The 11,144-nt window shown below is 74.0% G+C and carries 10 protein-coding genes; 5 read left to right on the forward strand and 5 right to left on the reverse strand.

From position 1 onward, the window contains the following. Positions 1-142: 142 nt before the first annotated feature. Positions 143-877: a methyltransferase domain-containing protein gene (locus tag AB0H53_RS28730; RefSeq protein ID WP_362119469.1), complete on the reverse strand. Its 735-nt coding sequence runs from the start codon at positions 875-877 to the stop codon at positions 143-145. 216 nt (positions 878-1,093) lie between these two features. Then, positions 1,094-3,484, reverse strand: coding sequence for a SpoIIE family protein phosphatase (locus tag AB0H53_RS28735; protein ID WP_362119472.1), 2,391 nt, complete (start codon positions 3,482-3,484; stop codon positions 1,094-1,096). A 353-nt stretch (positions 3,485-3,837) separates the two neighbouring features. Here AB0H53_RS28735 and AB0H53_RS28740 point away from each other — a divergent pair, with 353 nt between their 5' ends. The 3 genes from AB0H53_RS28740 (at position 3,838) to AB0H53_RS28750 (ending at position 5,099) form a co-directional block, all read left to right on the forward strand. Further along, positions 3,838-4,323, forward strand: a complete 486-nt coding sequence (locus AB0H53_RS28740; RefSeq protein ID WP_362119475.1) for a hypothetical protein — start codon at positions 3,838-3,840, stop codon at positions 4,321-4,323. Between the two features lie 56 nt (positions 4,324-4,379). Beyond that, positions 4,380-4,754: a hypothetical protein gene (locus AB0H53_RS28745; protein ID WP_362119478.1), complete on the forward strand. Its 375-nt coding sequence runs from the start codon at positions 4,380-4,382 to the stop codon at positions 4,752-4,754. 153 nt (positions 4,755-4,907) lie between these two features. After that, positions 4,908-5,099: a DUF6381 family protein gene (locus AB0H53_RS28750; RefSeq protein WP_362119481.1), complete on the forward strand. Its 192-nt coding sequence runs from the start codon at positions 4,908-4,910 to the stop codon at positions 5,097-5,099. A gap of 111 nt (positions 5,100-5,210) precedes the next feature. Here AB0H53_RS28750 and AB0H53_RS28755 read toward each other — a convergent pair whose 3' ends face one another. Further along, positions 5,211-5,996 carry a hypothetical protein gene (locus tag AB0H53_RS28755; protein WP_362119484.1) on the reverse strand — a complete coding sequence of 262 codons (786 nt, stop codon included), beginning with the start codon at positions 5,994-5,996 and terminating at the stop codon, positions 5,211-5,213. A gap of 345 nt (positions 5,997-6,341) precedes the next feature. Between AB0H53_RS28755 and AB0H53_RS28760 the strand changes: the two genes are divergently transcribed. Both AB0H53_RS28760 and AB0H53_RS28765 read left to right on the forward strand, forming a co-directional pair. Then, a complete protein-coding gene (locus tag AB0H53_RS28760; protein WP_362119487.1) occupies positions 6,342-7,172 on the forward strand; it encodes an HAD-IA family hydrolase in 831 nt (276 codons plus the stop codon). Then, positions 7,169-9,553, forward strand: a complete 2,385-nt coding sequence (locus tag AB0H53_RS28765; protein ID WP_362119490.1) for a glycosyl hydrolase family 65 protein — start codon at positions 7,169-7,171, stop codon at positions 9,551-9,553. Before AB0H53_RS28760 ends, AB0H53_RS28765 begins: the two co-directional genes overlap by 4 nt. Positions 9,554-9,570: 17 nt before the next feature. Here the strand turns inward: AB0H53_RS28765 and AB0H53_RS28770 are convergent, their stop codons facing one another. Together AB0H53_RS28770 and AB0H53_RS28775 are read right to left on the reverse strand one after the other, a co-directional pair. Beyond that, a complete protein-coding gene (locus AB0H53_RS28770) occupies positions 9,571-10,278 on the reverse strand; it encodes a pyridoxamine 5'-phosphate oxidase family protein (RefSeq protein ID WP_362119493.1) in 708 nt (235 codons plus the stop codon). Positions 10,279-10,392: 114 nt separating this feature from the next. Further along, positions 10,393-11,144: cbb3-type cytochrome c oxidase subunit I (locus AB0H53_RS28775; protein ID WP_362119496.1), on the reverse strand; the 752-nt coding region annotated here is incomplete at its 5' end.

Here is an 11,144-nt window from a genome sequence, read left to right on the forward strand (position 1 = left end):
CCCGGCGGGAGGTGGCCGGTCCCGGCGGGGCGGGGGCGCGGTACCCGGCCCCGCCGTCCCGGGCACCGCGTACCTGGACCGGCCGGCACTTCCGGGCCGCGCCTCCGCCACGGGTGCCGGGGGCTGCCCGGCACGTGACCTCCTAGGCCGCCGGGCCCGGGAGGCGGCCCACGATCAGCCACTGCGCCGGGAGGTCTATCCGGGTGCCGTCGGCCCGGTACTCGGTCTGGGCGAGCGCGGTACGGCCGTGGGCGAGCACGGTCAGGCCCGCCGCGCGCAGCAGCGCCGGGACCTCGCGGTCCGGCGACGCGGCCGGTTTGAGCCCGTGGGCCACCACCCGGGCCAGCTTGGGCGGCGGCCCGCCCGGCTCCTCCAGCAGTTCCCCCAGCAGGGTCTTCGACTCGGTGGTCAGCTCCACCACGAACGCCCGGCCCCGTTCACCGACCAGCTCGGCCACCGCCGCCGCTATCAGCGGGCGGTCCTGTGCCTCGCTCTGGTGCATCACGGCCCGCATGTAGACGTTGCTGTCCCCCAGGCTCCGGTGGAGCTCCCGTACGGCACCGGTGTCCGCCGCGTTGAGCTGGGCGTACCGCGCGCGTGCCGCCGGGTCCGCCCGGCGGGCCAGCTCCACCGCCGCGTGGGAGAGGTCGACGCCCACGGCCAGCGGGAAGTGGTCCGCCAGGCAGCGGGTCTGCGTACCGCTGCCGCAGCCGAGGTCCACCACGGGGAGGCCGGGATCCGCGTACGGGGCGAACAGTTCCAGATGGGGTATCGCGGTCAGCGACGGATCGCTGTCCCAGATCGCCTCGCCCGGGTCGTCCGGGATGTCCCCCCAGTAGCTCTCCCACGCGCGCACATAGCTCTCGGACATTCTCATCAGAGGCTCCCCGGTACCGATGTGGAGGGTTCAGGTCCATGGGGCGGTCGCACCCCGCCCGTCCCCTACCCAGACGCCACCGGACGAGACACCCCGTGCGCCCGCCACGCGCCGCCCGCGCCGGGGCACGCCGGGCACGCCGGGCACGGGTCGCACGGCGGCGCCCCGGCGACCGCACCCCGCGCGCTCGCACCGGCCGTGCCCCGGGCCGGGCGCTCAGCGCGGCAACTGCTGTTCGAACCACACCACCTTCCCGGTCCCGTTGCGGCTCGTCCCCCACGCCTTGGCCATCCGGCTCACCAGCCACAGCCCGCGGCCGGTCTCGTCCTCCTCGTCCGCGCCCCGCAGCACCGGCAGGGTGTGGTCCCCGTCGGACACCTCGCACAGCAGGGTGTCCGCGCGCACCAGGCGCAGCTCCACCAGCCGCCCCCCGGCGTGCCGTACCGCGTTGGTGACGAGCTCGCTGACCAGCAGCCGGGTGGTGTCGGCCAGCTCGCCCAGTCCCCACCGGTCCAGTTGCCCGTCCACCAGCCGCCGTGCCCGCCGCACCTGCGGGGCCTCGGGTTCCAGCCGCCAGGTCACCGCGTCGTCCTCGGGGATGCCGTTCAGCCGGGCCAGCAGCAGCGCGATGTCGTCCTTGCGGCCACCGCCCCGCTCGCTGGTGGAGACGGCCAGCGCCCTGATGATGGTGTCGCAGGCCTCGTCCATGGAGGCGGCCGGGTGCGCGGCGGACTCGCAGAGCGCGGCCAGTCCGGTGCCGATGTCCTCGCCGCGCACCTCGACCAGCCCGTCGGTGCACAGGACGAGCCGGTCCCCCGGCGACACCGCGACCCGTACGGTTCCGAAGGGCACCCCGCCGACCCCGATCGGCGCGCCGCTGGGCACGTCGATCAACTCGCCGCGACCGCTGTCGGCGCGGACGAGCACGGGCGGCACGTGCCCGGCGCTGGAGATCAGCACTTCGCCCGCGACCGGGTCGTACACCGCGTACAGGCAGGTCGCGAGGTAGTGCTCGCCCAGCCGGTGCGCCAGGTCGTCCAGGCCGCGCAACAGATGTGCCGGGGAGAGGTCCAGCACCGCCATGGTCTGCACCGCCGTCCGCAACTGGCCCATCATGGCCGCCGAGTTGAGTCCGTGCCCCATCACGTCGCCGACGACCAGCGCCGTGCGCGAACCGGGCAGCTTGATGGTGTCGAACCAGTCGCCGCCGACCCGGCCCAGCGCGGTTCCCGGCAGGTAGCGGGTGGCGACGTCGCAGCCGGCCGTGCGCGGTGCCACCTGGGGGAGCATGCTGTCCTGGAGCGTCTCCGCCACGTTCTCCTGGTAGGTGTACATCCGGGCGTTGTCCAGGACGAGACCGGCGCGGGCCGCCAGTTCGGCGCCGGTCGCCCGGTCCATGTCGGTGAAGGGCTCACGCTCGGGGCGCCGCAGCAGCACCATGAAGCCCAGCACCACCCTGCGGGCCTTGAGCGGCACGATCAGCAGTGACCGGCCCCTGATCAGCGGGCGCAGGTCCCGCTTCTCGAACTGGGCCGAGACCCGGTCGGCGAGCTCGTCCCCCACCCGGGGGATGAGCACGGGCTCACCCGTCACCATGCACTGGAAGAACGGCGTCCGCTCGGGGAAGGCGATCGCCTCGCCCACCGGAACCGTGTCGTCCCACCGGCCGGGTTCGTCGTTGTGCTCCACCCACACCCGGTGCCAGACGGTGGTCACGTCCGGCGGCCCCTCCGGGAACCCCTCACCGGCCAGGATCTGGGCCCTGAGGTGGGTGCCCGCGAAGTCCGCGAAACGGGGTACGGCGGCGCTGGTGACCTCGCGGATGGTCCCGCTCAGGTCCAGCGAGCTGCCGATGCGGCCGCTGACCTCGTTGAGGAACTCCAGCCGCTCACGGACGGCGGCGTGCTCCAGGTCCGGGGCGTCCGCCGGGTCGGTGGCCACCGGCGGGCCCCCGGGCCCGCCGTGCGCACCGGACGCGGCCTCCAGGCGCCTGCGCCGCTCGACGTACCGGGGCACTCCCCAGTCGGGCGTGACCGCGACGCGCTCCTGGCGGCTGATCTCCAGTACGGGGTAGCCGAGTTCGAGCACCTGGGACACGATCCGCCCGGCCGTGGCCGGTCCCATCCGGGGAAGGATGTCGGGCAGCCGCTCGGCGAGCCCGGCCGCGTCCGGGAACTCCGTGTGCAGCGCGAATCCGGGCACCAGCCGCTCGTACGCGTCCCGCGCGCCGCCCACCCGGGCCGCGTCGGCGGCCAGCACCAGCAGCCGTTCCGAACCGGGTCCCACCAGCGGGTAGGCCCACCACAGCACATCGAGGGAGCCCGGCTCCCGGTCCGCGTCCGGGCCGCCGCCGGTCCGGGCGCACAGCGCGCGCCCGGCGGTGGGGTGGTCCGGGGCGAGGACGTCGTCGTCGTACGCCCCGGGCAGGGCACCGGCCACCGGCAGCAGGTCGTCCGCGGCGGCCCCCACGGCCTCTTCCCGGTCGTGTCCGAACAGTCTGCGCGCCCCGGCGCTCCAGTACGAGATGCGGCCGTCGTCACCCACCACGACGACGGCCAGCGGAATACGACCGGACACCGCGCGCTGCCGCGGGACACCGCTGTCCATCGCTTGCGCTCCCTCCGAGCTGAGCAAGATCCCCCGACTCCGTCCTCACGGTACGGCCGGACGGGGCCGGCATGCGCGGCAAGCCGCTAAACGCCCCTATCGGGTAGGTCACGCCGCCGGCCGTGCCGTCGCGCGGCGCGGGTACGCCGCCCCGCCGGCGCCCATCCGCGGTGCGCCCGAGCGGATATGACGGCCCGTCACCTGAGGTGGGACGCGGGGCGACACGCGCGGGCCGCGGGCCCATTTCCGTTGACCGCGCACGCGAAGGCGTGGTGTCCTGCTGTGCACGGCCCCGGGGAAGGGGCCGGACACACGATCCCCGGCGACCACGGGGATCTCCAAAGGGGGAAGTCTTGCGTTTCACCACATCACGTACGGTCAAGACAGTCCTGGCGACCGCCGTGGCCACGTCCGCCCTGGTCGTCCCGGCCGCCGGTTCGGCCACCGCCGCCACCACGACCGGAACGGCCGCCGCGGCTCCAGCGCCGTTCGGGGCCGCCGCCGACACCATCGACGCCAAGTGCCGCAGCCACGGCCGCAACTACGTCGTCCGGCAGTACTACCGGGGCCCGGGCAAGTACACCCTGCGCTGCGGCACCAAGACGTGGGGCTGGAAGCACATCAAGCTGCGTCACGGCTGGAACAGCACGATGGACCGGAAGATCAGCGCCGCCATCTGGTCCGGGGCCCCCAACGGTCGGGGTGGCTTCTCCACCTACACCAACCAGTGCCCCAGCATCGAGAAGTTCCGCACCATCATCGGCACTCCCGCCGGGCGCAACGACCTGCTCACCGCGTACAAGGTCAATACCCTGGCCGCGGCCGGGGCGAAGTGCTGACCGTCCCGGAGGGGACATCGTCTCCCACCGCGTGAGTGAAAGGACGGGTGGTGCGCGTGCCGGCACGGACACCGGCCGAGGACGCCCTGGCCCGCTCCCACACCACGGGCGACGGGCGGGTGACCTTCCAGGTCGCCCGCCTGTCGGTGGACCGCCGCCCGGACCGCGGGGTGACCTTGACGTACCTGCTCGACGTGGTGCGCCGAGGTCACCGGGACGAGCGCTGGGAGTTCACCCTGCCGTGGGACGACAAGTCCTTCACGGACGTGTTCGACTCGCCCGCTCCCGATTCCGAGCGGCTCGGACAGCTGGTGCACCTGGTCCACGCCCTGCTGGAGGAGTGGTGGGACACCAAGGACCACAACCGGCGGTCGGCGAGGATGGGCCGCCGCCTGCCCCCCGCCGGGGAGGCCGGCCCGGACGGGACGTGACCGGCCGGACCAGGCGTGACCAGTCGCGCGCTGGGCCGGCCCACCGGCGGGGCGTACCGCACCCGTCGCGTCCCGTGACGGCTCCGGATGCGGCGCGGCCCGGGAGCTGATTCCCTCGAGTTGCTGGCTTTCCCCATGCTTCGAGGAGTGACCATGAGCGTCGCAGGTGAACCCGGCGCCCGCGTGCGGCAACTGCGGGAGAAGGCACAGGAGCTGAACCAGGCCGCGGAGCGCTGCTCCGACCCTCAGGAGCGCCAGCGGCTGCGCGACAAGGCCCGCCACCTCCAGGAGCGGAGCGAGCAGGTCGGTGACGTCGGCGAGAAGCACGTGCGCCCCATGGAGTGAACCGACCGGACGCCGCCGGACGGGCCGCCGCCGCCGCGACCGCCGTGAACGCACGGCGGTCGTGGCGGGGCGGTCCCGGGTGCCCGGCCCCGGGGGCGCCGCAGCGGACGGTCAGGTCAGGCCGGGGCGGATGGCGTCGGCGACCGCCGCCAGACCCGCCACGCCGGGGCTGGGCGTGGCGGCCGTCGTCGGGAACGGCTTGGTGGGCAGGCCCTTCCACGCGATGTCCGTGTCGAAGAGGTGCATGCCGTGCGTGAAGCCGGTGCCCAGCTTGCCGTTGAGGTGCCGGGCCCACTGGTCGTCCATGGTCATCACCACCCGCTTGGGGCCGACGCCGCCGTTGTGGCGGACGAACTCGCCGGTGGTGAAGGCCTGCGGGACGCTGAAGTTCAGCATGGTCAGCTCACCGGCCGGGTCGGGCCGGCCGTCGACCTTCGGCGTGGTGAGGAACTTGCTGTCCCCGTAGGCCATGAACAGGACCCGGAAGTTGTCGACCTCGTACACCTGGCCCGTGGTCTGCCGGGTGAGCCGGAAGCCGCCCGGGTGGCAGACGCGCCCGCTGGGGAATTCGACGGTGTCGTACTTCTCGCCGATCGGCATGACGGCGGCCGTTCCGTCGTCGGTCATCCGCACCGGCTCGATGCCCTCGACCGTGACTCCGGCCCTCTCCAGGCCGTCGCGGAACGCCTTGGAGAAGGTGACCTTCGCCGTGCCCTCCTTCGACAGGTAGACGCCCGTCTCCCCTTCCGGGAGACAGCCCTTGACGGGCGCCGCGGGCGCGGACTGCCCGGAGCGGGCCGGGCCGCCGGACTCGGCGAGCGCCGGCTGGCCGGCCGCCAGCGCCACGGCGCACAGGCCCGTGGCCAGGGCGAGGGAGGTACGGGGAGTGAGACGCATGACGGATCTCCTGTGGGGTGGGGGGTGGGATCGACGCCATGGTGGCGGGCCCGGGCCACCGGTGGCCGCCGACGGGTTGCGGGCACCACTCCGAACGGACGATCACCATCACCCGGACGGCGGCGCCGGGCAGGGCCGTGCGGAGCAGGCCCCCGCACTCACCGGTACCCGCCCGGCAGGGGTCCGTAGCGGTCCTCCGCGCCCGCCGCCACCGCGGCCCCCGCCCGGGACGGTGGAGGCCCGCCGGACGCGTACACCGGCCGTAGCTGGGGACTCGGCCAGTCGGACGCCGCCGGGCGTCCGGTGCGCACCGGGCCTTCCCGGGCCGGGCCGGCAGGAGGAGCCATGAGCGTACGAGTTCCCGCGCTGCGGGCGGTGCGTGCCGTGGTCCTGGACACCGACGGGGTGATCACCGACTCGGCCCGGCTCCACGCGGCGGCCTGGCAGGGCGCCTTCGACGGCTTCCTGCGGGAGCACCCGCCAGCGGACCCGGCGAAACGGCGCCCCTTCGACCCGGTGGGCGACTACCTGCGGTACGTGGACGGCAGGTCCCGGGCGGACGGGGCGGTGGCCTTCCTGGCGTCCCGGGGGCCGCGCCCGTCCGACCGTGCGGTGGCGGCGGTCGCCGCCGACAAGGAGCGGCGCTTCACCGCACTGCTGCGGGAGCGGGGCGCCCCCGCCTACCCCGGCACGGTACGGCTGCTGGAGGCGCTGCGCGGCACCGGTACACCGCTCGCCGCCGCCTCGTCCTCCCGGCACGCCCGGGACCTGCTGGCGGGCGCCGGGGTGCTGGAGCTGTTCGACGCGGTCGTGGACGGGGCGGAGGCGGACCGGCTGGGTCTGCCGGGCAAGCCCGACCCGGCGCTCTTCGAGGAGGCGGCCCGCCGGCTGGGGGTGCCCGCCGGGCGGTGCGCGGTGGTGGAGGACGCGCTCGCGGGCGTCGAGGCGGCCCGGCGCGGCGGTTTCGGGCTGGTGGTGGGGGTGGACCGGGCGGCGGGCCCGGGCTCGGGGGACGCGCTGCGGCGGCGGGGGGCCGACATCGTGGTCCGCGACCTGGCCGAGCTGCTGCCGGACTCCCCCGGCCGGCTGCCTCCGCCCGCCCCGCCGCGGCGGCCGGAGCGACCGGAGCGGCCCGATACCACCGGCCTCACCGGCGAGGGGAGGGGGCGGCCGTGAGCGACGAGCAGTGGACCTGGGAGTACGAGGAGTACGTACCCGAGCGGGAGGGTCTGCGGGAGACGCTGTGCACCCTGGGCAACGGCTACTTCGCCACCCGCGGGGCCGCCCCCGAGTGCGCGGCGGACGGCGTCCACTACCCCGGTACGTATGTGGCGGGCTGCTACAACCGGCTGACGTCCGACGTGGCCGGGCGCCGGGTGGAGAACGAGGACATGGTCAACCTCCCCAACTGGCTGCCGCTGCGCTACCGGCTGGACGGCGGGACGGAGCCCGGCGGGTGGCTGGGCCCGGACGCCGAGGAGATGACCGACCACCGGCAGACGCTGGACCTCCGCAACGGCACCCTGGAGCGGGTCGTCCGGTACGAGGACGACCGGGGCCGGCGGCTGGCGGTGCGCCAGTGGCGGGTGGTGCACATGGCGGATCCGCACCTGGCCGCGCTGCGCACCGAGTTCACGGCCGAGAACTGGGCGGGCGCGCTGGAGGTGGAGGCGGCCCTCGACGGGGACGTCCGCAACGCGGGGGTGGCCCGGTACCGGGAGCTGGACTCCCGCCACCTCACCCATGTGCACACGGGGGACGCCACCCCGGACACGGTGTGGCTGCGCTGCCGCACCCGTACTTCCGACATCCGGGTCGGCATGGCGGTACGCACCACCGCCGCGGTGCCCGCCACCGCCCGGCACGGGGTGCGTGCCGTCCAGCGCTTCCGGCTGGAGCTGACGCCGGGCCGGACGGCCGTCGTGGACAAGACCGTCGCGCTGCACACCTCGCGGGACCCGGCGATCAGCGACCCGCTGCACGCGGCGGTCGACCGGGTGCGCCACGCCCCGGGCTTCGACGCGCTGCTGGCCACCCACCGCACCGCGTGGCGGCAGCTCTGGCGGCGCGCCGAGCTGGAGGTGCCCGACCAGGCGGGCCGCATCCTTCGGCTGCACCTCTTCCACGTCCTGCAGACGCTCTCGCCGCACACCGCCGACCTCGACGTCGGCGTACCGGCGCGCGGGCTGCACGGCGAGGCGTACCGGGGCCATGTCTTCTGGGACGAGCTGTTCGTCCTGCCCTACCTGAACCTGCACTTCCCCGAGGTGTCCCGGGCCCTGCTCACCTACCGGCACCGGCGGCTGGAACGGGCCAGGTTCGCCGCCCGGGACGCCGGCCGGGCGGGTGCGCTCTACCCGTGGCAGAGCGGCAGCGACGGCCGGGAGGAGACCCAGCAGCTGCATCTCAATCCGCGTTCGGGGCGCTGGCTGCCGGACCACTCGCGCCTCCAGCACCACGTCGGCTCGGCCATCGCCTACAACGTCTGGCAGTACTGCGAGGCGAGCGGGGACGCCGAGTTCCTGCACACCAAGGGCGCCGAGATGCTGCTCCAGATCGCCCGCTTCTGGGCCGGCAGCGCCACCTACGACGAGGGGTTGGGCCGTTACCGGGTGCGCGGGGTGATGGGCCCGGACGAGTACCACGACGCCTACCCGGACGCGGACCGTCCGGGCCTGGACGACAACGCGTACACCAATGTCACCGCCGCCTGGGTGCTGGCCCGCACGCTCACGCTGCTGCGCGACCTGCCCGAGCCGCGACGCCGGGAGCTGGTGGAGCGCACCGAGCTCCACGAGGACGAGCTGGCGCTGTGGGAGGACGTCTCGCGGCGGCTGCACGTGCCCTTCCACTCCGGTGTGATCAGCCAGTTCGAGGGGTTCGGAGACCTGGCCGAGCTCGACTGGGGGCGGCTGCGGGAGCGGTACGGGGACATCCGGCGGCTCGACCGGATCCTGGAGGCCGAGGGCGACACGGTCAACCGTTACCAGGCCTCCAAGCAGGCCGATGTGCTGATGCTCGGGTACCTGTTCTCACCGGCCGAGCTGCGCGGGCTGCTGGGGCGCCTGGGGTACGCGCTGGACGACGCGACCTGGCACCGTACCGTCGACTATTACCTCCAGCGCACCAGCCACGGCTCGACGCTGAGCGGTCTGGTGCACGGCTGGGTGCTGGCCCGGGTGCGGCGTGCCGAGGCGTGGCGGTTCTGCCAGGAGGCGCTGGAGGGCGACATCGCGGACGTCCAGGGCGGTACGACGGGTGAGGGCGTCCACCTGGGGGCCATGGCGGGCACGCTCGATCTGGTGCAGCGGGGTCTGACGGGCCTGGAGACGCGCGGCGGGGCGCTCCGGCTGGACCCGGTGCCGCTGCCCGAGCTGTCCGAGTACTGCTTCACCCTGCGCTACCACGGCCACTGGGGCGTCTCGCTGCGGATGACGCCGGGCAGTCTGCACGTCACCGTGCCGGACTCGGGGCGCTCCCCGATCGACGTGGAGCTGCCCGGCCGGGCGGTGCTGGTGGAGCCGGGGCAGTCGCGCGAGCTGCCCCTGCCCGGCTGAGCGGCCGGCCCGGGGCCTCAGGGCTTCGGGTGGTGGGTGTACCTCGTGGTGATCCTCCGGCCGCTGACGTGGGAGGGCGTGAGCGCCGTCCACAGGCAGCTGTCGTCGCCCGACCAGGGAGTGCTGTACGCCTGTTCGTCCAGTCTGCGCACGGTCTCGGGGTCGGTGACCTGGTGCGGCTCACCCACCACCTGGACGCTCCAGCCGCCGTGCAGGGCGTCGTCGATGTGGTCCACCTCGAACGCCAGCTCGTTGCCGCCGGCCGTGGCCGGACGCGCGTCCGGTGTGGTCCTGAACGCCACCTCCCCGTCGGCGATCAGGTAGTCGACGGGCAGGATGGCCGGGCCCTCGCCGGTGGTGACGGCGACATGGCCCACGCCATGCGTACCCAGCAGCAGGCGGCACTCGTCGAGCCCGAGTTCCACCCGCTCCGGGTGGTGGGCGGCCCGGCCGGATCCGGGCGGCAGGTCCGCCGTCCCACCGGTCAGCTCGGCGACCGTGGTCTCCAGGGCGTCGGCCAGCCGCAGCAGGAAGCCGATGCCGGGGGTGGCGGTCTGCTCCTCCAGGTACTGGATGTACCCGGGAGCCGATCCGGCGCGTACGGCGACGTCCTCGCGGGTCAGGCCCAGCTGTTCCCGGCGGGCGGCCACCCGTCGGCCGATGTCCCCCCGGCAGGGGCCCTGAGTGGTGGCGTCGGATCCCTTCAGCAGCGATTTCCCGGACATGGCGGCACGTCCCTTCCGCGCGTCGGCACCTTCCCTCACGGTAGTCACCGGCGTTGCCGTCCGCACACCGCCGGGCCCGGGGTCAGGGGTGCGCGGCCCGGGCCCGGGCGGGGCTCAGTCCTCGTCGCCGAACGGAGGCGCCACGCCCTTCCCCGGTTCGATCACGTCCCGGCGGCCCGCGGTCTGCAGCCTCTCCACCGCGGTGATGTCCGGGTGGTGCAGGTCGAAGGCGGGGGACTCGGAGCGGATGCGGGGCAGGGTGGCGAAGTTGTGGCGGGGCGGCGGGCAGGAGGTCGCCCACTCCAGGGAGCGGCCGTAGCCCCAGGGGTCGTCGACGTCGACCCGCTCGCCGACCTTGGCGGTCTTCCACACGTTGTAGAGGAACGGCAGGGTGGACAGGCCCAGCAGGAACGAGCCGACGGACGAGAGGGTGTTCAGGGCGGTGAAGCCGTCGGCGGAGAGGTAGTCGGCGTACCGGCGGGGCATTCCTTCGGCGCCCAGCCAGTGCTGGACGAGGAAGGTCAGGTGGAAGCCCGCGAACAGGGTCCAGAAATGGATCTTGCCGAGGCGTTCGTCCAGCATGGTGCCGGTCATCTTCGGCCACCAGAAGTGGAAGCCGGCGAACATCGCGAAGACGATCGTCCCGAACAGCACGTAATGGAAGTGGGCGACGACGAAATAGCTGTCGGTGACGTGGAAGTCCATCGGCGGTGACGCGAGGATGACACCCGTGAGGCCACCGAAGAGGAAGGTGACCAGGAATCCGATCGCCCAGAGCATGGGTGTCTCGAAGCTGATCGATCCCTTCCACAGGGTGCCGATCCAGTTGAAGAACTTCACCCCCGTGGGCACCGCGATCAGGAAAC

Source organism: Streptomyces sp. NPDC050856 (assembly GCF_040653855.1).
Lineage (GTDB): Bacteria > Actinomycetota > Actinomycetes > Streptomycetales > Streptomycetaceae > Streptomyces.